Raw genomic sequence first — 24,281 nt, 5'->3', positions numbered from 1 at the left:
ACAGATTTGAATTTCACATGCAAGGGGAATTGTGCTATAAAACAGTACGGAGCTAAATTGTTCAGCTTCAAACAATCTGCAAAGAGGTGAGACCATGGCGACCGTAAACCGGGAGGAACTCATCCGGGATAACCGGCGCATCAGCATCCAGATCGAACAGATGGCCAACAGTTCCATGGCCGAACAGGACCTGACGGCCATGCAGGCCAACATGCTGCGCTACATTCTTCGCCATTCAGACACAGGCACCTCGCTGACAGCCATCCACCGGGAATTCGGCTATTCCATGGCGGCATTGTCCGGCATGCTCAAGCGTCTGCGCAAAAAAGGCTATGTGCGGGTGGAGCCCTGCGACGGGGACGACCGCCGCAAGCTGCTGTTCGGCACAAGCCAGGGCGAAGAGGTGCGGGAATATCTGGACCGGGCCATGGATACGGCCCAGGACCGGCTGTGCGACTGCTTTTCCCCCGAAGAGCTGGAAAGCCTGGATCGCCTGCAAAAGAAAATGCTGCAAAATCTTTCGGCATTATCGGAAAAGAAACACAACAAGGAGGCATCCGAATCGTGAAAACCGTATTGCGTCAGCTGGGCCGCTATCGGCGGGACACCTGGCTCTGCATTGCCATGACCACCCTGGAAGTGATCATGGAGATCCTGCTGCCCTTCATCACCGCCCTGATCATCGACCAGGGCCTGGAGGCAGCCAGCCTGCCCACCGTCTACCGGTACGGCATCCTGATGGTGTTCATGTCTTTCTGCAGCCTGGCCTGCGGCGCCCTGGGCGGCAAATTTGCGGCCAGCGCGTCCGCCGGGCTGGCCGCCAACCTGCGGGAAGCCGTGTACAACAACATCCAGACCTTTTCTTTCTCCAACATTGACAAGTTCAGCGTGCCCGGCCTGGTCACCCGCATGACCACCGACATCACCAACGTCCAGAACGCCTACATGATGCTCATCCGCGTGGCGGTGCGCTCACCCCTGATGCTGGTGTTCAGCTATGTCATGTGCCTGATCATCAGCCCCAAACTGAGCCTGACTTTCCTGCTGGCGGTGCTGTTCCTGGCGGTGGTGCTGGGCGCCATCATGGTGGTGACCATGCGCATCTTCACCGAGGTGTTCAACAAGTACGACGACCTGAACGCCAGCGTGCAGGAGAACGTCTCCGCTATCCGGGTGGTCAAGGCCTTTGTGCGGGAAGACTACGAGAACAAGAAGTTCGCCAAGGCTTCCCAGAACCTGTACCGGCTCTTTGTCAAGGCGGAAGGGCTGCTGGCCTTCAACAACCCGGCCATGATGCTGGCGGTGTATTTCTGCATCATCATGGTGTCCTGGCTGGGCGCCCACTTCATTGTGGGCGGCAGCATGAGCGCCGGCGAGCTGACCAGCCTGTTCAGCTATGTCATGAGCCTGATGATGAGCCTGATGATGCTTTCCATGGTGGTGGTCATGATCACCATGTCCATGGCCAGCATCCGTCGTATCAGCGAAGTGCTCAACGAGACCCCCGACCTGGCCGAGCCCGAATCCCCCGTCTACAAGGTGTCCGACGGCAGCATCGACTTCGACCATGTGGATTTTTCCTACAAACACGGCAGCGGCAAGAACGCCCTGTCCGACATTGACCTGCACATCCGTTCCGGCGAAACCATCGGCGTCATCGGCGGTACCGGTTCGGGCAAGAGCAGCCTGGTCAACCTGATCTGCCGCCTGTACGACACCGACAAAGGAGACGTGAAGGTGGGCGGCGTGGACGTGCGCCGCTACGACATGGAGACGCTGCGCAACGAAGTGTCGGTGGTGCTGCAGAAGAACACCCTGTTTTCCGGCAGCATCCTGGACAATCTGCGCTGGGGCAACCCCGACGCCACCGAGGAGGAATGCAAGGCCGCCTGCCGGGCTGCCTGTGCCGATGAGTTCATCGACCGTTTCCCCGACGGATACAACACCCACATCGAGCGGGGCGGTGCCAACGTTTCCGGCGGCCAGAAGCAGCGCCTGTGCATCGCCCGTGCCCTGCTGAAAAAGCCCAAGGTGCTGATCCTGGACGACTCCACCAGCGCCGTGGACACCGCCACCGACGCCAAGATCCGGGCCGCCTTTGCCAAGGAGATTCCCGGCACCACCAAGATCATCATTGCCCAGCGTATCTCCAGCGTGGAGCACGCCGACCGGATCCTGGTGCTGGACAACGGCCGCATCAACGGCTTTGACACCCACGAAAACCTGCTCAAGACCAACGCCATCTACCGGGAGATCTACGAATCCCAGGTCAAGGGCGGCGGCGACTTTGACCAGCCGGCCTGAAAGGAGAGTTGAAACCATGAATCAAAAAGCATCCCGCGGCGCCTCTCTGGGCGTGCTCAAGCGTGTGCTGGGGTACATGATGCACACCTACAAATGGCCGTTTCTGGCGGTGGTGGTCTGCATTCTGATCTCCTCCAGCGCCACTGTAGCCGGCGCCACCTTCCCCCAGACCCTGGTGGACGATTACATCACCCCCATGATGGCCGGCGGCGGCCAGGATTACAGCCGGCTGGCCAACGCCCTGCTGAAGCTGATCGCCCTGCTGGCCGTGGGCGTGGTGGGCGCCTTTGCCTACAACCGCATCATGGTCACCATCTGCCAGGGCACCCTGCGCCGTCTGCGCAACGATCTGTTCAGCAAGATGGAATCCCTGCCCATCAAATACTTTGACACCCACGCCCACGGCGACATCATGTCGGTGTACACCAACGATATCGACACCCTGCGCCAGCTCATGAGCCAGAGCATCCCCCAGGTCATCAACTCCGGTCTGACCATGGTCGTCACCCTGGTGACCATGCTGGCCCTCAACCCCACCCTGAGCATCATCTCCATCCTCACCGCCGTGATCATGGTGGTGGTGGCCAAGAACTTTTCCCGCCTGTCCGGCCGGTACTATGTGGAACAGCAGCGGAACCTGGGCATTGTGGACGGCTTCATTGAGGAGATGCTGGACGGCCAGAAGGTGGTCAAGGTCTTCTGCCACGAGGAAGCCGCCAAGGCGGACTTCCACAAGGTGAACGAGGCTCTGCGGGACAGCACCGACAAGGCCAACCGCTACGCCAACCTGCTCATGCCCGTCAACGGCAACATCGGCTGGCTGAGCTACGCCGTGGTGGCCGTGGTGGGCGCCATCCTGGGCATCAACGACATGGCCGGGGTCACCCTGGGCACCGTCATCACCTTTGTGGGCCTGAACAAGAGCTTCACCCAGCCCATCACCCAGATCAGCACCCAGCTGAACTTTGTGGTCAACGCGGCCGCCGGTGCCCAGCGTGTGTTTGATCTGATGGACGAGACCCCCGAAAAGGACGAAGGCTATGTGGAACTGGTCAACGCCCGGGAGGAAGCCGACGGCACCCTAACCGAACAGAAGGAACGCACCAACACCTGGGCCTGGAAGCATCCCCACAAGGCCGACGGCTCCGTGACCTACACCAGGCTGGAAGGCGGCGTGGTCTTTGACGATGTGGACTTCGGCTACGACGAGAACAAGCTGGTGCTGCACAACATCAGCCTGTGGGCCAAGCCGGGCCAGAAGATCGCCTTTGTGGGCGCCACCGGCGCCGGCAAAACCACCATCACCAACCTGATCAACCGCTTCTACGACATTGCCGACGGCAAGATCCGGTACGACGGCATCAACATCAACAAGATCAAAAAGCCCGATCTGCGGCGCAGTCTGGGCATCGTGCTGCAGGACACCCACCTGTTCACCGGCACGGTCATGGACAACATCCGCTACGGCAACCTGGATGCCAGCGATGAGGAATGCATGGCCGCGGCCCGTCTGGCCAACGCCGACGGTTTCATCCGCCGCCTGCCCGACGGCTACAACACCATGCTGACCGGCGACGGTGCCAACCTGAGCCAGGGCCAGCGGCAGCTGCTGGCCATTGCCCGGGCCGCCGTGGCCGACCCGCCGGTGCTGATTCTGGACGAGGCTACCTCCTCCATCGACACCCGCACCGAAAAGCTGGTGCAGGACGGCATGGACGCCCTGATGTATGGGCGCACCACCTTTGTCATCGCCCACCGGCTGTCCACCGTGCGCAACGCCGACTGCATCATGGTCATGGACCAGGGACGCATCATCGAGCGCGGCACCCACGACGAACTGATCGCCAAAAAGGGCATGTACTATCGGCTGTACACCGGCAACTTTGCCGACCAGCCCGCCTGATCCCCCTTTTTCCCCTTGCCGGGACGGCTCCCACCCCAACGGGAGCTGTCCCGGCTTTTTGTTTTTCTCCACAAAAGGGGAAAATATAGTACAAATTTCCAAAAATGATATCTTTCCAGAATGTAACAACCCGTTTTGGCGGGTTTTACGCCCCCACGCCGATATTTTTTCTTACTTTTCTGTTGAGATCGCCAGCTTTTTTTTGGTATACTATTGAAAGGATTTGTTTCATCAGAGCGGCATACCGCGGAAAGGAGCGCTGACCGGATTTGAAGGATCTGGCACAACTGCTGAACGGGCTGATTTGGTTCACACAGCTCGGCATTTCGCTGGTGGTGCCGCTGCTTTTGTTCGTGGGCGGCGGCGCCTGGCTGGTCAACGCCCTGGGTGCGCCCTTGTGGGTCATGTTCCCCGCCTTTGTGCTGGGGCTTGGCACCGCCGGGGCCACCGCACGCCGGTTTTACCTGGTCGAACGCCGCAAAGCCGAAAAGCGCCCGCCGGATAAGCCGGTGGGATTCAACGATCATCTCTGATGCAATCCGGAAAGGAGTGTTATTGCGATGCAACTGCAGCCGGATGTGAAAAAGGAACTGGTCCATATCGGAACGGGCTGCGCGGTGGGTACCGTGGTGCTGGTGGTCGGCTGGGCGCTGGCGACCGCCCTGGGTGCTCCCTTCGGGTTCAGCTGGAAAGTGCCGCTGAGCGCGGTGCTGGGTGCCTTTGCCGCGTGGCTGAACTTTTTCGGCCTGGCGCTGACCCTGCAGAAGATGGCGGCCGGCGCCGATGAGGCCCGCGGGCGCAGCCTGATGCGCACCTCGGAGCTGTACCGCAAGCTGGGCCTGGGTCTTTTTCTGATTGCCATGTTCCTGATCCCGGCATTCAACTGGGTGGCGGCGGCCATTCCGCTGCTGTTCCCCCAGGTGACCATTTTTGTCATGTATGCGCTGCGGCGCAAACCATCCCAGAATAAGGGAGGTGAATCCTAATCCCATGGATGTGACCATCAACGGCGCACCGATCTACACCATTCCCATCGGTCCCGGCATCCAGATTTCGGCCACCATCCTCAGCAGCTGGATCGTCATGGCCATCATCACCGGGCTGTGTATCTGGCTGACCCACGACCTGAAGGTGACGGGCATCTCGAAACGGCAGGCGGCGGCGGAATATCTGGTCAACCTGGCCACCAACTTCGTCCGCGGCAACATGGGCGTCCGCTTCGATTCCTTTATCCCCTTCGTGGCGGCCCTGTTTGCCACCAGCCTGGTCAGCAACCTGCTGAGCCTGGTGGGCCTGTGGAGCCCCACCGCGGACCTTTCGGTGGAAGCGGCCTGGGCGGTGATGGTGTTCTTCCTGATCACCCGCGCCAAAATCCGTTCCGGCGGTCTGGGCGGATATCTGAAAGGCTTTACCGAGCCCATCTTCGTGCTCACGCCCTTCAACATCCTGTCCGAGATCGCCACCCCCATCAGCATGGCCTGCCGTCACTTCGGCAACATTCTGTCCGGCACGGTCATCAGCGCTTTGCTGTACGCGGCGCTGGCTCTGGCCAGTCACGCCCTCTTTGGCCTGATTCCCGGCGCCGTGGGCGACCTGCTCAGCCAGATCCCCTTCCTGTCGGTGGGCATTCCGGCCTTCACCGGGCTGTACTTCGACTGGTTCTCCGGCTTTATGCAGGCGTTCATCTTCTGTATGCTGACCACTTTGTATATCGCCAACGCAGCGGGCGAGGAATGATCCTTGTCCCATCACAAACAACAAACACTATTTTTGGAGGTACCTGTTATGGATTTCGAAATTTTGGCTAAAGGCATCACCCTCGCTGGCTGCGCCATCGGCGCCGGCTGTGCCCTGATCGCCGGTATCGGCCCCGGTATCGGCGAAGGCAACGCTGTTGCCGCCGCCTGCCAGGCCATCGGCCGTCAGCCCGAATGCAAGGGCGACGTGACCAGCACCATGCTGCTGGGCTGCGCCATTGCCGAAACCACCGGTATTTACGGCTTCGTCACCGGCCTGCTGCTGATCTTCGTGGCCCCCGGCATGTTCATGAACCTGCTGGGCTAAGACGCCATGACCAACAAACAGAGCAAGGAGGCTTGACGAACAGATGTTTCAGCAACTGGTAACCATCGTACCCTGGAACTTTGTCGCGGCCATCTGCAACCTGCTGATCCAGATGTGGCTGATCAAGAAGTTTTTGTTCAAGCCTGTGCAAAAGGTGCTGGCCCAGCGCCAGCAGATGGCCGACGCCCAGATTGCGGATGCCGAGAAGGCCCGCACCGAGGCCGAAGCCATGCGCACCGACTATGAGCAGCGGCTGGCCGACGCCAAGGAGGAAGCCGCCCAGCTGGTGCAGAGTGCCACCCGCACCGCCCAGCTGCGTGGCGAGGAGATCGTGCGCCAGGCGCAGGCCGACGCCGCCAGCATCAAGACCAAGGCGGACGCCGACATTGCCCAGCAGCGCAAGAAGGCCATCAACGAGGTCAAGGACGAGATCGGCGGCATTGCCATGGACATTGCGTCCAAGGTGGTGGAACGCGAGATTGACCCCAAGGTCCATCAGGACCTGATCGACGAGTTCATCAGGAATGTGGGTGACGCATCATGACCGACGTGGGCAAGATGTACGGCGGCGCGCTGTATGAACTGACCGCCGAAACCGGGTGCGAGGAAGCAGCGCGCGGCCAATTGCGGGAAGTGATTCAACTTCTGCGCGAAAATCCCGACTATGAAAAGCTGCTGTGCACCCCCAATATCCCCAAGACCGAGCGCTGTGCTTTGCTGGACGAAGCCCTGCGCGGCCAGGTCGAACCGTATGTGCTGAATTTTTTGAAGATCCTGTGCGAAAACGGAACCCTGCGCCAGCTGAGCAGCTGCGAGAAGGAGTTTTCCGCCCGGTACAACCAGGCCCGGGGCATTCTGCCCGCCCGGGCGGTGACCGCGGTGCCTCTTTCGGACCAGGATACGGCCCGCCTGAAGGAAAAGCTGGAAAGCCTGACCGGCAAGAAGGTGGACCTAACCACGGCGGTGGACCCCACCTGCCTGGGCGGCATCCGTCTGGAAATGGACGGCGTGCGCTTTGACGGCACCGTGGAGGCACGCCTGCAGCGGCTGCGGCACGATCTGGAGAACATCGTATTGTAAGGGAGTGAGAGCATGCAACTGAAACCCGAAGAAATCACCAAAATCATCAAGTCGCAGATCAAGCACTACGAAACCAAGATCGAGCAGAGCGAGACCGGCACCGTCATTCTGGTGGGCGACGGCATCGCCCGGGCCAGCGGGCTGGAAAAGTGCATGAGCGGCGAACTGGTGGAATTTGATAACGGCACCTACGGCATGGCCCAGAACCTGGAGGAAAACACCGTCTCCATCGTCATGCTGGGTACCGACGAAGGGGTGCGCGAAGGCAGCGTGGTCAAGCGCACCGGCAAGGTGGTCAGCGTGCCGGTGGGCGAAGCCCTCATCGGCCGCGTGGTCAACGCCCTGGGCCAGCCCCTGGACGGCAAGGGCCCCATCGACGCCACCGAGTTCCGGCCCATCGAGAGCCCGGCCCCCGGCATCATCGACCGCCAGCCGGTCAACGTGCCCCTGCAGACCGGCATCAAGGCCATTGACAGCATGATCCCCATCGGCCGGGGCCAGCGTGAGCTGATCATCGGCGACCGCCAGACCGGCAAGACGGTCATTGCCACCGATACCATCCTGAACCAGAAGGGCACCGGCGTCATCTGCATCTACGTGGCCATCGGCCAGAAGCAGAGCACCGTGGCCCAGCTGGTGAACACCCTGGAACGGGGCGGCGCCATGGACTACACCATCGTGGTCAGCGCCACCGCCAGCGAGCTGTCCCCCGTGCAGTACATCGCACCGTATGCGGGCTGCGCCATGGGCGAATATTTCATGCAGCAGGGCAAGGACGTGCTGGTCATCTACGACGACCTGTCCAAGCACGCTGTGGCCTACCGTGCCCTGAGTTTGCTGATCCGCCGTCCGCCGGGACGTGAAGCCTACCCCGGCGACGTCTTCTACCTGCACAGCCGTCTTTTGGAACGCGCCGCCCGCATGAGCAACGAAAAGGGCGGCGGCAGCCTGACCGCCCTGCCCATCATCGAGACCCAGGCCGGTGACGTTTCGGCGTATATTCCCACCAACGTCATCTCCATCACCGACGGCCAGATCTTCCTGGAAAGCGAACTGTTCCATTCCGGCGTCATGCCCGCGGTCAACCCCGGCATCTCGGTGTCCCGCGTGGGCGGCAACGCCCAGATCAAGGCCATGAAGAAGGTCTCCGGCACTTTGAAGCTGATCTACAGCCAGTACCTGGAACTGCAGAGCTTCGCCCAGTTCGGCAGCGACCTGGACGACGACACCAAGTTCCGCCTGGCCCAGGGCCAGCGCATTGTGGAGATCCTCAAGCAGGACCGCAACGCCCCCGTGCCGGTGGAAAAGCAGGTGTGCATCATCTACGCCGTCACCCACAAGTACCTGCAGGACATCGCGGTGGAGCAGGTCAAGGAGTACGAGCAGGGTCTGTATGAGTATCTGGATACCAACAACGATCCTCTGCTGCGTTCCATCCGGGAGACCGGCAAACTGGAATCCGCCGACGAGGAGACCCTGAACAGCGCCCTGAAGGCGTACACCGACCAGTTCGTGCGGTCCCATTAAGCGTAAAGGAGGAACAAACGCATGGCTGGTTCCATGAAAGACATCAAGCTGCGCATCAAAAGCGTAGAGAGCACCATGCAGATCACCAAGGCCATGGAGCTGGTGGCTTCCTCCAAGCTGCGGCACGCCAAACTGCGGGTGGAAAAAAGCCGCCCCTGTTTTGAGGTACTGCACCAAACCCTGGCTGATATCGCGGCCAGCAACACCGATTTTTCCTCCCCGTATACCGTGGCGCGCCCGGTGAACCGCACCTGCTATGTGGTCATCGCCGGCGACCGCGGCCTGGCCGGCGGCTACAACGCCAACGTGTTCAAGACCGCCGCCGCCCACATGGAAGGCCGCAGCTGCTGCGTGCTGCCGGTGGGCAAAAAGGCTACGGAACACTACCAGCGCCTGGGCACGGAGATCCTGAGCAAGGAGTTTGCCGAGGCGGAGGATGTTTCGGTGGGGCACTGCTTCACCATGGCGCGGATGCTGGCCAAGGGATTTCTGGACGGCGAGTTCGACGAAGTGTATGTCGTTTACACCAACTTTGTTTCCATGCTGACCCAGACCCCCGCCGTGCTGCGGCTGCTGCCGCTGAACGCCCCCAAACGCACCGAGCCCGGCCCGCACCAGCTCATTCTGTATGAGCCGGACTGTGAGTCGGTCTACAACGCCATCGTGCCGGAATATCTGGCCGGGCTTGTGTACGGCGCCTTGTGCGAGAGCGTGGCCAGCGAGCTGGGCGCCCGGCGTACCGCCATGGACGCCGCCAGCAAGAACGCGGGCGAGATGATCGACACCCTGAGTCTGCATTACAACCGGGCCCGTCAGGCCGCCATCACACAGGAGATCACCGAGATTGTGGCGGGCGGCGAAGCGTGATTTGCCGCGGGTATAACCGGGATACTAAATGAAGGAGAGACAACCATGTCCAATAAAAATGTGGGAACCGTGGTCCAGGTGATCGGGCCGGTACTGGACATCCGCTTTGCAGACGGGCAGCTGCCCAACCTTCGCAACGCCATCGAGCTGGACAACAACGGCCAGCGTCTGGTGGTGGAGGTAGCGCAGCACATTGGCGACAATGTGGCCCGCTGCATTGCCATGAGCAGTACCGACGGCCTGGTGCGCGGCACCGAAGCCGTGGACACGGGCGGCCCCATCACCGTACCGGTGGGCGATGCCTGCCTGGGCCGCGTGTTCAACCTGCTGGGCGACGCCATTGACAACAAGCCCGCCCCTGAAGGGATGGAGCGCTGGCCCATTCACCGGGACCCGCCCAGCTACGAGGAGCAGGAGACCACCACCGAAATTCTGGAAACCGGCATCAAGGTCGTGGACCTGATCTGCCCCTACGCCAAGGGCGGCAAGATCGGCCTGTTCGGCGGCGCCGGCGTGGGCAAGACGGTTCTGATCCAGGAACTGATCAACAACGTGGCCACCCAGCACGGCGGCTATTCGGTCTTTACCGGCGTGGGCGAACGTACCCGTGAGGGCAACGACCTGTACGGCGAAATGAGCGAGAGCGGCGTTATCAACAAGACCGCCCTGGTCTACGGCCAGATGAACGAGCCCCCGGGAGCCCGTATGCGGGTGGCCCTGAGCGGCCTGACCATGGCGGAATACTTCCGCGATGTGCAGAACCAGGACGTGCTGCTGTTCATCGACAACATCTTCCGCTTTACCCAGGCGGGCAGTGAGGTTTCGGCTCTGTTGGGCCGTATGCCCTCCGCCGTGGGCTACCAGCCCACCCTGGCCACCGAGATGGGCGCCCTGCAGGAGCGCATCACCTCCACCAAGCGCGGGTCCATCACCAGCGTGCAGGCCGTCTACGTGCCCGCCGACGACCTGACCGACCCCGCCCCGGCCACCACCTTCGCCCATCTGGACGCCACCACCGTTCTGAGCCGTGCCATCTCGTCCCAGGGCATCTACCCCGCCGTGGACCCGCTGGAATCTTCCAGCCGCATCCTGTCCCCCGACGTGGTGGGCACCGAGCACTACGAAGTGGCCCGCAGCGTCCAGAAGGTGCTGCAGCGCTACAAGGAACTGCAGGACATCATCGCCATCATGGGTATGGATGAACTGAGCGAGGAGGACAAGCTCACCGTCAACCGCGCCCGCAAGGTGCAGCGTTTCCTGAGCCAGAGCTTCACGGTGGCGGAGCAGTTCACCGGTATGCCCGGCCAGTACGTGCCGCTGAAGGAGACCCTCCGCGGCTTCAAGGAGATTCTGGAAGGCAAGCACGACGACGTGCCCGAAAGCGCCTTCCTGTTTGCCGGCACCATCGACGATGTGGTGGCCCGCGCCAAGAAGGGTGATGCATGATGACCTTTCCCATTCAGATCGTGACGCCCGACGGCCTGATCTTTGACGGCCAGGCCGAACGGCTGTTCTGCCGCACCATCGCCGGGGACGTGTGCATCCTGGCCCGGCACTGCGACTATATGACCGCGCTGGGCATGGGCGAAGCACGCCTGACCCTGGAGGACGGCACGGTGCGCCGGGCCGCCTGCATCGGCGGTCTGCTGGCCGTGACCAACGGCGCCGCCCGCCTGGTGGCCACCACCTGGGAGTGGGCCGAGGACATCGACAAGGCCCGCGCCGAGGCCAGCCGCAAGCGCGCCGAAGAGATGCTGGCCCGCAAGGAGCTGGACGCCCGGGAGCTGGAAATGGCCCAGGCCCGGCTGAAACGCGCCCTGGTGCGCACCAGCGTCGCCCGCTGAGCGGCGATTCTTTCACAACACAAAACCGCCCCCGCAAGGTTACAGCCTTGCGGGGGCGGTTTTTCTTTGCTTTACTGCGGGTCTTTCAGGCGGCGCAGGTCGCCGCTTTCCCGGAAATCCTCATAATCCAAAGACAGGCAGGGGTTATAGTAGGGGTCACGCAGGATGCCCTCCCGGCCGTGGACCTCGTACAGGCGGGCCTGCTCCTTGGCAAAGCGGGCCTTCTTGGCGGGGTCTTCCTCATCGGAGCCCCGGGACTTGCTCTCGTGGTGGTAAAGCTCGGCGTAGGGCGTCCAGACGATGCGCCAACCCGCATCCCGCACCCGCAGACAGAAGTCCACGTCGTTGAAGGCCACGGTGAAGGCTTCGTCCATGCCGCCCACCGCGTCGAACACGGCGGTGCGCACCAGCAGGCAGGCCGCCGTGACGGCGGAGAAGTCCTGGACGGTGGCCAGGCGGAACATGTACCCGCTGCCGCCCCGCTTGTGGTATTTGTGGCTGTGCCCGGCATAGCCGCCCAGGCCGGTGATGATGCCGGCGTGCTGGATGGTGTCGTCGGGATAGTAGAGCATGGCGCCGCAGATGCCCACCCCGGGCTGGGAGGCTTCGGCCACCATCTGGGTGAGCCAGTCGCCCCGGATGATCTCGATATCATTGTTGAGCAGCAGCAAAAACTTGCCCTGGGCAAACTTGCGGCCGAAATTGTTGATGCGGCTGAAGTTGAAGCTGCCGTTGAAGCCCACCACCCGGCACCGGTCGTACCGCTGGGGCAGGGTTTTGTAGTAGGCGGTGGTGGCGGGGTCGGTGGAGTTGTTCTCGATGACAATGACCTCGAAATTGTCGTAGAAGGTCTTGGCATACAGGCTGTGCAGGCACTTTTCCAGGTCGTCGGTGTGGTCCTTGTTGGGAATGAGGATGGAAACCAGGGGGCCCGGCTCGGGCAGATCCCACACCACATGGCAGGTGCCGGGAAAGAGTCCGTCCTCCACCCTGCCCTGCCGCCCGGTGGCCGCCAGATGGTCGCTCACCGCCCGTCGGGCCGCCGCCTGCACATAGGGCTTGGCGTCGGTGCCGCCGCTGGTGGACGCCGCGTGCACCCGCCAGTAATAGAGCACCTGGGCCAGATGCAGCGGCTTTGCCTTGGGGTCTGTGCGCTGCATCTCGTCGATCAGGCGCAGGAACAGGTCGTGGTCCTGGGCGCCGTCACATTCCGGGCGCTCCCCGCCCACCGCCTCAAACAGGCTGCGGCGGAACACCGCCAGATGGCAAATGTAGTTCACCGCCATGAGGTATTCGGGGGCATAGTCCGGCTTGAAATGGGCCACATGGGCCCCCGCCGGAGTCTTGCGGAAGAGGGCCTCATCACTGTAGGCGAAGTCGGCGTCGGTATGGGCCAGAGCCTTGCCCATGCAGTAGATGGCATGGGGGGCCAGCACGTCATCGTGGTCGGCCAGGGCCAGGTATTCCCCGGTGGCAAGCCTGGCGGCGGCGTTGGTGTTGACCGCAATACCGCCGTTCTCGATCTTCCGGTAGACGATGCGGGGGTCTTTGGCCGCCCGGGCCTGCACCAGCTGCCCCACCTCCGGGTGGGCCTCATCCGAGGCATCCACCAGGCAGAGCTGCCAGCGGGGGCTGGTCTGGTTCTGCACGCTGTCCAGGAACTGCTCCAGGAAGGGTCTGGGGGTGTTGTACAGCGGAGTCAGGATGCTGATGACCGGAAAATCCGACGTGTCGGCGGCCCGCTGGGCGGCCAGAGCCTTGGCCGAGGGCAGGTACCGGGCCCGTTTGCCCAGAAACCGCCGCTTGAAAAAGCCCGCCGCCCGGCCCGCCATCACAACGGGACCCTGTTCTTTGGTCAGGGTAGCGGCGTAGCCGAAGAGCTCCTTCATCCGTTTGGCTTGCAGATTCATGGTCTGTCACCCGTGCAGGCCCGCAGCCTGGCGCTCCATGTTTTCCACAATGATGGTATGGATGTCCCCCACCGAGGCCGCGTATTCCAGCACCTTCCAGGGGGTATCGGTGTGGTAGTGGACCTTGACGACTTCCTCGTCCCCCACCACCAGCAGACAGTCCCCCTCGGCACTCTGCAGAATGCCGGCGCGGACTTCGTCCTCGTCCAGGTCCTTGCCTTCGATCAGAAACTGGGTGTCAAACCGGTTTTTCATGGCGTTTCTCCTCACTTCAGGCCGAAGTTTTCAAACAAATTGTTGAAATGCGGATTATAATACGGATCGTAATGATCAATATAGGCCTTGTACTTGGCGTAAAAGGCCGCTTTCTCCCGCTCGTACCGGCGGGCATTCTCCGAAAGGGTATCCAGACCCCGGCTCTTACTCTCGTAGTGGTAGGCTTCCGCCCGGGGGGTGAACACATTGAGCAGGCCCTGCTGCCACAGTTTCAGGCAGTAGTCCACATCGTTGTAGGCCACGGCGAAGTTTTCCTCGTCCAGGCCCCCGGCTTGCCGGTACAGGTCGGCCTTGGTCATGAGGCAGGCGCCGGTGACGGCCATATAGTTCTGGGTGGTGACCAGGCGGTACAAATCCCCCACCGCCTTGCGGGGATAGCTCTTGTGGCTGTGCCCCGCCGAACCGTTGATGCCCATGATGACCCCGGCGTGCTGGATGGTGTCGTCGGGATAATACAGCTTGGCGCCCACGGCCCCCACGTCCGCCCGCTGGCTGTAGCTGAGCAGCTCCCGCAGGAAATCGTGGGAGAGCACCTCGATGTCATTGTTGAGCAGCAGCAGGTGTTCGCCCTTGGCCCGGGCGGCACCGAAGTTGTTGATGGCGGAGAAGTTGAAGGGGCCCTGGTACCGCACCACCCGGCAGTTTTGGTACCGGTGGGACAGGGTTTTGTAGTAGTCCTCGGTGGCGGGATCGGTGGAGTTGTTCTCAATGACCAGCACTTCGAAATTGTCATACCCGGCGTTTTTGTACAGGCTGGACAGGCAGCGTTCCAGGTCGTCGGTGTGGTCCTTGTTGGGGATGAGCACCGATACCAGCGGGTGGCCGGTAAGCTCATACCGCACCTGGAAAGCCCCGGGTGCCCCGGGGACGTTTTCCGCCTTGCCGGGCATACCCAGCCGCTGCAGCTGGGCGTCGATGGCCCGCACCCCCGCTTCCAGGGCGTAAGGTTTGGCCTCCATGCCCGCGGCGGTGGACCCGGCATGGCCCCGCCAGATATACAGCACCTTCTTGATGTGCTCGATGCGGGCGGCCTTCTCGGTCAGGCGCAGCAACAGGTCATGGTCCTGGGCCCCGTCGAATTCCTTGTACTCGGCGGCACCAGCGGCGTCCAGCAGCGGGCGGGAAAACACCGCCAGGTGGGTGATGAAGTTGCAGCCCCGCAGGTAATCGGGGGCAAAGTCGGGCTTGAAGTGGTAGCCGCCCAGGTGTTTCAGGTCGGCAGACAGGACGATTTCGTCACTGTACACCAAATCGGCACCGGTGTTTTGGATGGTCTGCACACATTCAAAGAGGGCATTGGGGTACAGCAGGTCGTCGTGGTCCAACAGGGCCAGGTAGTCCCCGGTGGCGGCGGCAAAGCCCGCGGTGGTGTTGGCGGCAATGCCGCCGTTTTCCACCTTGCGGTAGACCACCCGGCTGTCCTTGGCGGCCAGCTTTTGGGCCAGGCGGCCGGGGGTGGGGTGGGCGTCATCCGAGGCATCCACCAGCACCAGCTGCCAGTTGGAATAGGTCTGGCGCTGCACGCTGCGGACCATCTGGCGGAAGAAGTTTTCCGGCGTGTTGTACACCGGCACCACCACGCTGACCAGCGGCCCCTGCAGATGGGTGGACCGCTGGGCTTTCAGTTCCCGGCGCAGGGGGATGTCCGCCCGGTGGCGCCAGGAATCGTGGTGGAAGGCCAGCCCCACCCGGAAGGTCACGTCCCGCCAGAGCTGCTCCGCCCCCTGTTCATGCAGGGTAGCGGCGCTGCGCCGGGCCAGATCCCGCAGGTGGGCGGGGTTCAGCAGGCGCCGGGCCATGCCCCCCACACTGTCCTGGGCGGCCACATCGGCGGGACGATTTTCGGTTTCTTTGGCCATAGGGACCCTCCCGGCAGGCATCAGGCCCGGTCGGCCTTCATGCTGTCCTTCTTCTCAAAGTGTTTGTATTCGGCGGTGACTTCGGCGGTGGGGCCGTTGCGGCGCAGATGGCCGTGGTCCAGCCAGGCCACCTTGTTGCACATCCGCTCGATCTGCTCGATGGAATGGCTGACCAGAATGACGGTGGTACCGCCGCTCATGAGTTCGGCCATCCGCTTTTCGCATTTCTGCTGGAACAGGAAATCCCCCACCGACAGAATCTCGTCGGCGATGAGGATGTCCGGCTTGGTCATGGTGGCCACCGCAAAAGCCAGGCGGGCCACCATGCCGGAAGAATAGTTTTTCAGAGGCACATCCAGGAATTCCCGCAGCTCGCTGAATTCCACAATGTCCTCGAACTTGCTGTCGATGTACTTGGGGGTGTAGCCCAGGACGGTGCCGTTGAGGTAGATGTTCTCCCGGGCGGTGAGGTCCATATCGAACCCGGCCCCCAGCTCGATGAGGGGGGCGATGGTGCCCCGTACCGTGACCTTGCCGGCGCTGGGCTTGTACACCCCGGAGATGATCTTGAGCAGGGTACTTTTGCCGCTGCCGTTGAGCCCGATGAGGCCGTAGAAGTCCCCGGGCATGATGTCCAGGCTCACGTCGGACAGGGCAAAGAATTCGTCAAACCGGACGCCGCCGTGCATCAGGGCCACAAAGTATTCCTTCAGGCTCTCGTGCTTTTCCTTGGCCAGGTTGAAGCGCATGGAAACGTGCTCCACCGAGATGATGGGCTGTTGTTGGTTCATCTTCCCGGCCCCCTTTACATGTACAGGACAAACTTGTCCTGGTTTTTCTTGAAGACAATGACGCCCACCGTCATGCTGACGGCGGCGCACAGAAAGCAGACCACAACCATGCTCAGGCTCAGTCCTTCGCCCCACAGCACGCAGCTGCGGAAGGCGGTGATGAACCAGTACATAGGATTGATGTGGATGAGCTTCTGCATGATGCCGGACAGGGTTTCGGGGTCATAGAAGATGGCGCTGGCGTACACCAGCAGGGTGCAGAACACCTCCCAGATATGCATGATGTCCCGCACAAAAACATACAGGGCGGACAGCAGCAGCCCGATGCCCAGGCTGAAAAAGAAGAGCATGACGAGCGGGTACAGGGCCATCCAGGCAGTGGCGAAGGTCACCGGGGTCCAGGTGATGACAAAGACGATGACCAGGGCGATGAAGCTGAACGCGCAGTTGACCATGGCAAAGCAGACCTTCTCCATGGGGAAGATGTACTTGGGGATATAGACCTTGCGCAGCAGCGGGGCGTTTTTCAGCACGCTTTCCATGGCCATGCTGGTGGATTCCCGGAAGAAGTTGAACAGCAGCTGGCCGATGATCAGGAAGCCTGCAAAGTTGGGGATGCCTTCTCCCCGCAGGCCGCGCATGATGGAATCGAACACCAGGAACATGACCAGGCAGGTCAGCAGCGGGTTGAGGATGCTCCAGGCCACACCCAGCACGCTGCGGCGGTATTTCAGCTTGAAATCCCGGGTGATCAGGTTCTGCAGAAGGTACCGGTATTTCCAGAACCCGGCCAGTGAATTTTTGATGCTTTGCACGTTGGCGCCCTACCTTATGTTTCAGTATTTTTCAAAGTACTCGAACTTCTGTTCGGCAAAGGGAGTGTGCTCCTTGTCCTTGGCGCTGGTCTTGTGCTCGCAGCCGCAGTCCGGCCACTGCACGTTGACGGTGGGATCGTCGTAGGGGATGCCGCCCTCGCTGGTGGGGTCATACACGTCGGTGCACTTGTAGCAGAATTCCGCCACGTCGGACAGCACCAGGAAACCGTGGGCAAAGCCTTCGGGGATGTAGAACATCTTCTTGTTTTCGGCGGAGAGGGTCACGCCCACCCACTTGCCGAAGGTGGCGGAGTTGGGACGGCAGTCCACGGCCACGTCGTACACCTCGCCCATGGTCACCCGCACCAGCTTGCCCTGGGTGTGGTTCTTCTGGAAGTGCAGACCCCGCAGCACGCCCTTGGTGGAGCGGCTCTGGTTGTCCTGCACGAAAGGCTTGTCGATGCCGGCGGCCGCAAAGTCGTCGATCTGGTAGGTCTCCATAAAGTAGCCGCGGTCATCGCCAAAGACGGTGGGCTCGATGATGACAACGCCGGGGATCTCGGTCTGAATGAAATTGAATTTACCCATAATTCTATAACTCCTTCCGATGCCGTCCTGCAACAGATCGGCACACTGATTCGATTTTACTTTCCTATTGTACTCTTTTTTGCCCCTGCACGCAAGATTGGTTGAAGATCTGTGTAACATTTTCACTTTTTCTCCGTCTTGATGTGGGAGGGGCACTCATGGTATGATGGTGTGCGGAACAAACCGCACACAAGGAGGCCGTCCCCATGACCAAAACCGAAGCCCGCGCCGCCGCCCGGGCCATCTGGCGGGCCCAGTCCCCCGCCGCGCTGCGGGAGATGGGGGCACGCCTGTGCGCCAACCTGTTTGCCCGCCCCGAATGGCGGGCGGCGTCCACCCTGCTCTGCTTTGTGCCGCTGCCCAGCGAGCCGGACATCTCCCCCGCCCTGGACCGGGCCCTGGCCGAGGGCAAGACCCTGGCCGTGCCCCGGGTGCTGGGGGAAGGCCGGATGGAATGGGTGCGGCTGGACAGCCTGGACGCCCTGCGGCCGGCGGCTTTCGGCATCCGGGAACCGGTGCGGGGGACCGTGCTGGACCCCGCCGGCTTTGCCCCGGATACCCTAGTCCTGGTCCCCTGCCTGGCGGCGAACCGGCAGGGCGTGCGCCTGGGCCGGGGCGGCGGGTATTATGACCGGTTTTTGGCACAGTATAATGGCAGGCGGCTTCTCGTCTGCCCGGAGGTCCTCCTGGCCGAGAGTCTGCCCCGGGACGCCTGGGATATCTGCTTTGCCCCCGGCGAACTCCTGACCGACCTTTACCCCAAAACGAAAGGACAAAACACATGAAACGCAATCTGACCAAGACTTCCCTGCTGGCGCTGGCCATGGCCGCCGCCATCTCTCTGGCCGCCTGCGGCGCTTCCTCCCAGTCGGCGGTAGCCACCCCGGCCCCCACCGCCACGCCGGAGACCTCCACCGCCGAGGAAGGCATGACCGAGGAGATGACCCCTGCCGAGACTCCCGCCCCCGACATGGAACTGTCCGCCATGGTGGACAGCATCTACAAAGTCTATCCGGTGGAACTGATGATGATGCAGACCACCGCCATCGACCTGAATGACGAAGCCTGGCTGACCTACAACACCGGCCTGAGCGCCGAGCAGGCCGACCTGGTAGCGTCCGGGGTCAAGAGCGAATCCATGACCGGCAGCCAGGCCTACACCCTGGTGCTGCTGCGGCTGAAGGACGCCGCCGACGCCCAGACGGTGGCCGACACCATGCTGGAAAAGATGGATCCCGCCCGGTGGGTCTGCGTGATGGCGGATAAGATGCGGGTGGCCACCTTTGACGACAAGGTGCTGTTTGTGATGACCGATTCCGAGCTCACCGACATTGACGCCCTGTTTGCCGCCGTGCCTGACGCCCTGGGCGTGGAGTTCACCTACGACAAATCCGCGGATGTGGCAGCCGACGACGCCATGGTGCCCTCCGAAGAGGAGATGAACAACCCCGTGGCCGGCTGATGAGAGCCGTTCGCCCCTTGCTATAAAACCGCAAACAAAAACCGCCCTGCCGGAAAGCCCGGCAGGGCGGTTTTGTTATGCGGAATCAGGTTCCGGAAAAGTCCGGGACAGGATTACTCGGCGCTCTTGGCGGCGCGGATCTCCTTGATCAGTTCGGGAACAACCTTGAACAGGTCGCCCACGATGCCGTAGGTGGCCACGTCGAAGATGGGCGCGCTCTCGTTCTTGTTGATGGCGATGATGGTGTCGGAGTCCTGCATACCGGCCACATGCTGGATGGCGCCGGAGATGCCCAGGGCCACATAGATGCGGGGATGCACGGTCTTGCCGGTCTGACCGACCTGATGGTCGGCAGACAGCCAGCCGGCGTCGGTGACGGCACGGGAAGCGCCCACAACGCCGCCCAGAACACCGGCCAGTTCCTCGGCCAGGGCGATGCCCTTGTCCACGTCGGAGCTGATGCCACGGCCCACGGAGACGACCACGTCGGCGCCGATCAGGTCAACCATCTTCTTGGCGCTCTTCTTGATGTCCAGGATTTCCACATGGATATCGTCGGCGGTCAGTTCGGGGGTGATCTTTTCCACCACAACCTTGGCGGCACCGGCCTCATCGTAGGGCTGGGTCTGCATGACGCCCGGGCGCACGGTGGACATCTGCGGGCGGAAGCGCGGGCAGATGATGGTGGCCATCAGATGGCCGCCGAAGGCGGGACGGGTCATCTTCAGGTTGGTGTTCTCTTCAAACTTGGTGTTGTCCACATCGATGTTGGAGGTGGAGCGCAGGAAGGCCTTGTACTTCTCCACATCCACATCCAGATGGGTGCAGTCGGCGGTCAGGCCGGTGTGCAGGCGGGCAGCGCAGCGGGGGCCCAGGTCACGGCCCAGGTTGGTGGCGCCGATCAGCACGATTTCCGGCTTCTTTTCCATGACCAGGTCGCACAGGACCTTGGCATAGCCGTCGGTGGTGTAGTCCTTCAGCAGAGGGCTGTCGATGTAGTAGACGCGGTCGGCACCGTAGCCGCCCAGAGCCTTGATGTAATCTTCGTTGAGCTCGCTGCCCATCACAACACCGCACAGCTCCACGCCCAGGTCGTTGGCCAGCTTGCGGCCTTCGCTGAGCAGCTGATAGCTGATGGTCTGCATCTGGCCTTCGCGCTGTTCGCAGAAGACCCAAACGCCCTTGAAGGCGGCGGTGTCCATAGCATTGAATTCTGCCATTGTAGTACTCTCCTTCCTCAAATCAGGTGCTTGTCGTTGAGCAGACCAACCAGCTGGCTGGCGCTTTCGACCATCATGCCGGCGCCCTTGACCGGGGGAGCAAAGGACTTGTACACGTTCGTGGGAGAGCCCTTCAGGCCGATGGTGTCGGTCTCGATGAGGGGATCATCCTTCAGCGCATTGTAGTCATACACCTCGATGGGCTTGTCGAAGCACTCGAAGATGCCGGACACGCTCATGTAGCGGGGAGTGTTCAGTTCCTTGATGCAGGTCAGCAGGCAGGGAGTCTGAACCTTCAGTTCCATGTAGCCGTCTTCCAGCTGACGCTTGACGGTCAGGCTGTTGCCGTCCTTCTTGATCTCGGTGACATAGGTGACCTGGGGCAGATGCAGCTTTTCGGCGATCTGGGGGCCAACCTGGGCGGTATCGCCGTCGATGGCCTGACGGCCGCAGAAGACGATGTCGTCGGGGCCGACGCCGATCTTGTTGACGGCAGCGGCCAGGATCTGAGAGGTGGCGAAGGTGTCGGAACCGCCGAATTCACGGCCGGACACCAGCACGCCGCGGTCGGCGCCGCGGGCGATCAGCTCACGCAGCATGCCTTCGGCCGGCGGCGGGCCCATGGTGACGACCACGACTTCGCAGCCGGTCTGCTCTTTCAGCTGCAGAGCAGCCTCCACGGCGTTCAGGTCGTCGGGGTTGGTGATGGTGGCCATGGCCGCACGGTCCATGGTGCCGTCCGCCTTGACGGCCACTTTGCCCTGGGTATCAGGGACCTGTTTTACACAAACGATAGCTTTCATTGTACTGCGCCCTCCTTACTTCAGCATCGCGCCGGAGATGACCATCATCTGGACTTCGCTGGTGCCTTCGTAAATTTCGGTGATCTTGGCGTCGCGCATCATCCGCTCGATGGGGTAGTCACGGGTGTAGCCGTAACCGCCGAACAGCTGCAGGCAGCGGCGGGTCACGTCGCTGGCGGTGCGGGCGGCGATCAGCTTGGCCTCGGCGGCCTCCACGCTGTAGCGGCCCTTGGCGCCGTTCATGACGGCCTGCTTCTTCAGGGCAGCGGCGTACACCAGGTACTTGGCAGCCTCCACACGGGCCTTCATCTCGGCCAGCTCGAACTGGGTGTTCTGGAAGGCAGAAATGGAACGGCCGAACTGCTTGCGTTCCTTGACGTAAGCAACGGTCTCGTCAATGGCGCCCTCGGCAATGCCCAGAGCCTGGGCAGCAATGCCGATACGGCCGCCGTCCAGGGTGGCCATGGCCAGCTGGAAGCCCTTGCCCTTCACGCCCAGCAGACGATCCTTGGGGATGATGCAGTCTTCCATGATCAGTTCGCAGGTGGAAGAACCGCGGATGCCCATCTTGTCTTCGGGCTTGCCGACCTTAAAGCCGGGATCGGTGCGCTCGACGATGAAGGCGGAAATTTCCTTCTGCTTGCGGCCGCGCTTGTCGGTGACAAAGCCGGTGACGGCGATGATGATGAAGACGTTGGCGTAGCCGGCGTTGGTGATGAAGATCTTGGAGCCGTTGAGCTTCCAGTGGTCGCCTTCATCCACGGCGAAGGTCTGCTGGCCCTGGGCGTCGGTGCCGGCGCCGGGTTCGGTCAGGCCGAAAGCGCCGATCCACTCGCCGCTGCACAGCTTGGGCAGGTACTTGGCCTTCTGTTCGGGGGTGCCGTTCTCATAGATGGGAGCAGCACACAGAGAGGTATGAGCGGAGATGATGACACCGGTGGTGCCGCAGACCTTGCTCATTTCCTCCACGGCCATGACGTAGGACAGCACATCGCCGCCGGCGCCGCCGTATTCTTTGGGGAAATAGATGCCCATCATACCGAGCTTGGCCATCTTCTGGACCGTCTCGATGGGGAAATACTCTTCAGCATCGACCTTCTTGGCCAGGGGCTTGACCTCGTTTTCGGCAAACTCCTTGTACATTTTCTGTACCATCTGCTGCTGTTTGGACAGGGTGAAATCCATAGCGATAATCCTCCTTATGCAAACGAATTCCCCCGCCGCCATTGGAGGGGCGGGAGAAACTCGTCTTACTGTTTACAGGGCGTCGACCGGGGTCTTGGTGCGGTCAGCGTTGTAGACATAGAAGCCCTTGCCGGTCTTGCAGCCCAGGTTGCCGCCGCGGACCATCTTGCGGATCAGCGGGCAAGCACGATACTTGCTGTCGCCGGTTTCCTTGTACAGGACGTCCATGATGGCCAGGCAGATATCCAGGCCGACGAAGTCGCCCAGTTCCAGGGGGCCCATGGGATGGTTGGCGCCCAGCTTCATGGCGGTGTCGATGCCGGCGATGTCGGACACGCCTTCCATCTTGATGAAGGCAGCTTCATTGATCATGGGGATCAGGATGCGGTTGACCACGAAGCCGGCAGCCTCGTTGACCTGCACGGGGGTCTTGCCGATCTCCACGCTGATCTTCTTGATGGTCTCCACCGTCTCGGCGGGGGTGTTCACGCCGGCGATGACCTCGATGAGCTTCATACGGTCGGCGGGGTTGAAGAAATGCATGCCCACCAGAGGACGGGACAGGCCCTTGCCGATTTCGGTGATGGACAGAGAGGAGGTGTTGGAAGCGAAGACGCATTCCGGCTTGCAGATCTTGTCCAGCTCGCCGAAGGTGGTCTGCTTGACCTTCATGTCCTCAAAAGCGGCCTCCACGATCAGGTCGCAGTCCGCGCACAGGTCTTCCTTCAGGCCCGGGGTGATGGCAGCCATGCGGCGGTCCACTTCAGCCTGGTCCAGCTTGCCCTTGGCAACCAGCTTGGCATAGCCCTTGGCGATCTTGTCCTTGCCGCCTTCGGCCCATTCCTGCTTGATGTCGCACAGCGCGACGGTGTAGCCTTCGATCTGCGCGAAAGCCTTTGCGATGCCCTGGCCCATGGTGCCAGCGCCGATAACGCCTACCTTCATAGTAGTAACCCTCCTGCAATAATGTTGTATAAATAAATCAGTTGTTGGTGAAAACCGGTTTGGGTTTCGGCTTTTCCTTGCTCAGGAAGCAGCCCATGCCTTCCACCTGGTCGTGGGTCTCGAAGCAGTCGCCGAAGAGCTTTTCTTCCACTTCCACGGCCTTCTCGATGGGCAGGGAGATGCCGTCGTTGATGGCCTTCTTGCAGTTGCGCACCGCGATGGGGGCGTTCTTGGCAATCTTGGTGGCCAGCTTCATGACGTTCTCCATCAGTTCGGCCTGCGGGTACACCGCGTTGACCAGACCGATGCGCAGGGCTTCGTCCGCCTTGATGTTCAGAGCGGAGTAGACCATCTGCTTGGCCATGCCCATGCCCACCAGGCGGGCCAGGCGCTGGGTGCCGCCGAAGCCGGGGGTGATGCCCAGGCCCACTTCGGGCTGACCGAAGACGGCGTTGTCGGAGCAGATGCGGATGTCGCAGCTCATGGCCAGCTCATTGCCGCCGCCCAGCGCGAAACCGTTGACCGCCGCGATGACGGGCAGCGGGAAGTGCTCGATCATCAGGAAGATGTCGTTGCCCAGCTTGCCGAAAGCCTCGCCCTCGGCCTTGGTCATGGTGGACATGGAGCCGATGTCGGCGCCCGCCACAAAGCTCTTGTCGCCGGCGCCGGTGAGCACCACGCAGCGCACGGTGTTCTGGTCGATGGCCTCAAAGGCGGCCTTCAGGTCGGCCAGGACTTCGGGATTCAGAGCGTTCAGGGCTTTGGGACGGTCGATGGTGACAACGGCCACGGCACCCTGGACTTCCGTATTCACAAAAGACATAGTGGATGTTCCTCC

General features: G+C 61.8%; 26 protein-coding genes. 15 read left to right on the top strand and 11 right to left on the bottom strand.

The features are described from left to right. The first annotated feature begins 94 nt into the window (after positions 1-94). The 13 genes from H6B15_RS06940 (at position 95) to atpC (ending at position 11,589) form a co-directional block, all read left to right on the top strand. Entirely contained in the window at positions 95-568 is a 474-nt protein-coding gene (locus H6B15_RS06940; protein WP_204647269.1) for a MarR family winged helix-turn-helix transcriptional regulator, read from the top strand. Beyond that, the gene (locus H6B15_RS06935; protein WP_204647268.1) at positions 565-2,304 is read left to right on the top strand and encodes an ABC transporter transmembrane domain-containing protein; all 1,740 of its coding nucleotides are present in this window, start codon (positions 565-567) and stop codon (positions 2,302-2,304) included. Before H6B15_RS06940 ends, H6B15_RS06935 begins: the two co-directional genes overlap by 4 nt. Positions 2,305-2,320: 16 nt before the next feature. Then, a complete protein-coding gene (locus H6B15_RS06930; RefSeq protein ID WP_204647267.1) occupies positions 2,321-4,207 on the top strand; it encodes an ABC transporter ATP-binding protein in 1,887 nt (628 codons plus the stop codon). Positions 4,208-4,476: 269 nt separating this feature from the next. Further along, positions 4,477-4,740: an AtpZ/AtpI family protein gene (locus H6B15_RS06925; protein WP_204647266.1), complete on the top strand. Its 264-nt coding sequence runs from the start codon at positions 4,477-4,479 to the stop codon at positions 4,738-4,740. A gap of 27 nt (positions 4,741-4,767) precedes the next feature. After that, entirely contained in the window at positions 4,768-5,193 is a 426-nt protein-coding gene (locus H6B15_RS06920; RefSeq protein WP_204647265.1) for an ATP synthase subunit I, read from the top strand. A 4-nt stretch (positions 5,194-5,197) separates the two neighbouring features. Further along, a complete protein-coding gene (locus tag H6B15_RS06915) occupies positions 5,198-5,944 on the top strand; it encodes a F0F1 ATP synthase subunit A (RefSeq protein ID WP_204647264.1) in 747 nt (248 codons plus the stop codon). Between the two features lie 48 nt (positions 5,945-5,992). Beyond that, entirely contained in the window at positions 5,993-6,271 is a 279-nt protein-coding gene (gene atpE, locus H6B15_RS06910) for an ATP synthase F0 subunit C (RefSeq protein ID WP_204647263.1), read from the top strand. Positions 6,272-6,314: 43 nt separating this feature from the next. After that, positions 6,315-6,815 carry a F0F1 ATP synthase subunit B gene (atpF, locus tag H6B15_RS06905; protein WP_204647262.1) on the top strand — a complete coding sequence of 167 codons (501 nt, stop codon included), beginning with the start codon at positions 6,315-6,317 and terminating at the stop codon, positions 6,813-6,815. Next, positions 6,812-7,351, top strand: coding sequence for an ATP synthase F1 subunit delta (gene atpH, locus H6B15_RS06900; RefSeq protein ID WP_204647261.1), 540 nt, complete (start codon positions 6,812-6,814; stop codon positions 7,349-7,351). Before atpF ends, atpH begins: the two co-directional genes overlap by 4 nt. A 12-nt stretch (positions 7,352-7,363) precedes the next feature. After that, positions 7,364-8,878, top strand: coding sequence for a F0F1 ATP synthase subunit alpha (gene atpA, locus H6B15_RS06895; RefSeq protein ID WP_204647260.1), 1,515 nt, complete (start codon positions 7,364-7,366; stop codon positions 8,876-8,878). 33 nt (positions 8,879-8,911) lie between these two features. Then, the gene (gene atpG / locus H6B15_RS06890; protein ID WP_345941955.1) at positions 8,912-9,745 is read left to right on the top strand and encodes an ATP synthase F1 subunit gamma; all 834 of its coding nucleotides are present in this window, start codon (positions 8,912-8,914) and stop codon (positions 9,743-9,745) included. A gap of 45 nt (positions 9,746-9,790) precedes the next feature. Then, positions 9,791-11,191 (top strand): F0F1 ATP synthase subunit beta, encoded by a 1,401-nt coding sequence (atpD, locus tag H6B15_RS06885; RefSeq protein ID WP_204647258.1) that lies wholly within the window; start codon positions 9,791-9,793, stop codon positions 11,189-11,191. After that, on the top strand, positions 11,188-11,589 hold the full coding sequence (gene atpC / locus H6B15_RS06880; RefSeq protein WP_204647257.1) for an ATP synthase F1 subunit epsilon: 402 nt from the start codon (positions 11,188-11,190) through the stop codon (positions 11,587-11,589). Before atpD ends, atpC begins: the two co-directional genes overlap by 4 nt. Positions 11,590-11,660: 71 nt before the next feature. Here the strand turns inward: atpC and H6B15_RS06875 are convergent, their stop codons facing one another. The 6 genes from H6B15_RS06875 to rfbC are packed head-to-tail and all read right to left on the bottom strand — an operon-like array spanning position 11,661 to position 17,828. Then, positions 11,661-13,499, bottom strand: a complete 1,839-nt coding sequence (locus H6B15_RS06875; protein WP_204647256.1) for a glycosyltransferase family 2 protein — start codon at positions 13,497-13,499, stop codon at positions 11,661-11,663. 6 nt (positions 13,500-13,505) lie between these two features. Then, positions 13,506-13,754 carry a kinase to dihydroxyacetone kinase gene (locus H6B15_RS06870; RefSeq protein ID WP_204647255.1) on the bottom strand — a complete coding sequence of 83 codons (249 nt, stop codon included), beginning with the start codon at positions 13,752-13,754 and terminating at the stop codon, positions 13,506-13,508. Positions 13,755-13,765: 11 nt separating this feature from the next. Further along, positions 13,766-15,634 (bottom strand): glycosyltransferase family 2 protein, encoded by a 1,869-nt coding sequence (locus tag H6B15_RS06865; RefSeq protein WP_204647254.1) that lies wholly within the window; start codon positions 15,632-15,634, stop codon positions 13,766-13,768. A gap of 20 nt (positions 15,635-15,654) precedes the next feature. Then, the gene (locus H6B15_RS06860; RefSeq protein ID WP_204647253.1) at positions 15,655-16,425 is read right to left on the bottom strand and encodes an ABC transporter ATP-binding protein; all 771 of its coding nucleotides are present in this window, start codon (positions 16,423-16,425) and stop codon (positions 15,655-15,657) included. Positions 16,426-16,439: 14 nt separating this feature from the next. Continuing rightward, positions 16,440-17,240, bottom strand: a complete 801-nt coding sequence (locus H6B15_RS06855) for an ABC transporter permease (RefSeq protein WP_204647252.1) — start codon at positions 17,238-17,240, stop codon at positions 16,440-16,442. 21 nt (positions 17,241-17,261) lie between these two features. After that, entirely contained in the window at positions 17,262-17,828 is a 567-nt protein-coding gene (gene rfbC, locus H6B15_RS06850) for a dTDP-4-dehydrorhamnose 3,5-epimerase (protein WP_204647251.1), read from the bottom strand. A gap of 206 nt (positions 17,829-18,034) precedes the next feature. Between rfbC and H6B15_RS06845 the strand changes: the two genes are divergently transcribed. After that, on the top strand, positions 18,035-18,613 hold the full coding sequence (locus tag H6B15_RS06845; protein WP_204647250.1) for a 5-formyltetrahydrofolate cyclo-ligase: 579 nt from the start codon (positions 18,035-18,037) through the stop codon (positions 18,611-18,613). Continuing rightward, the gene (locus H6B15_RS06840; protein WP_204647249.1) at positions 18,610-19,290 is read left to right on the top strand and encodes a hypothetical protein; all 681 of its coding nucleotides are present in this window, start codon (positions 18,610-18,612) and stop codon (positions 19,288-19,290) included. Before H6B15_RS06845 ends, H6B15_RS06840 begins: the two co-directional genes overlap by 4 nt. A gap of 113 nt (positions 19,291-19,403) precedes the next feature. On the opposite strand, the gene acrA is transcribed toward H6B15_RS06840, so the two are convergent. The 5 genes from acrA to H6B15_RS06815 form a co-directional block, all read right to left on the bottom strand. After that, a complete protein-coding gene (gene acrA, locus H6B15_RS06835) occupies positions 19,404-20,510 on the bottom strand; it encodes an acryloyl-CoA reductase electron transfer subunit beta (RefSeq protein WP_204647248.1) in 1,107 nt (368 codons plus the stop codon). Between the two features lie 17 nt (positions 20,511-20,527). Continuing rightward, the gene (gene acrB, locus H6B15_RS06830) at positions 20,528-21,313 is read right to left on the bottom strand and encodes an acryloyl-CoA reductase electron transfer subunit gamma (RefSeq protein WP_204647247.1); all 786 of its coding nucleotides are present in this window, start codon (positions 21,311-21,313) and stop codon (positions 20,528-20,530) included. Positions 21,314-21,328: 15 nt separating this feature from the next. Further along, the gene (locus tag H6B15_RS06825; RefSeq protein WP_204647246.1) at positions 21,329-22,498 is read right to left on the bottom strand and encodes an acyl-CoA dehydrogenase family protein; all 1,170 of its coding nucleotides are present in this window, start codon (positions 22,496-22,498) and stop codon (positions 21,329-21,331) included. 72 nt (positions 22,499-22,570) lie between these two features. Further along, on the bottom strand, positions 22,571-23,443 hold the full coding sequence (locus tag H6B15_RS06820; RefSeq protein WP_204647245.1) for a 3-hydroxyacyl-CoA dehydrogenase family protein: 873 nt from the start codon (positions 23,441-23,443) through the stop codon (positions 22,571-22,573). 37 nt (positions 23,444-23,480) lie between these two features. After that, positions 23,481-24,266: an enoyl-CoA hydratase-related protein gene (locus tag H6B15_RS06815; RefSeq protein WP_204647244.1), complete on the bottom strand. Its 786-nt coding sequence runs from the start codon at positions 24,264-24,266 to the stop codon at positions 23,481-23,483. Positions 24,267-24,281: the final 15 nt, after the last annotated feature.

Source organism: Gemmiger formicilis, assembly GCF_016900095.1.
In the GTDB taxonomy this organism is placed as follows: Bacteria; Bacillota; Clostridia; order Oscillospirales; family Ruminococcaceae; genus Gemmiger; species Gemmiger formicilis_A.
This window is presented reverse-complemented; position numbering and strand designations above follow the sequence as displayed.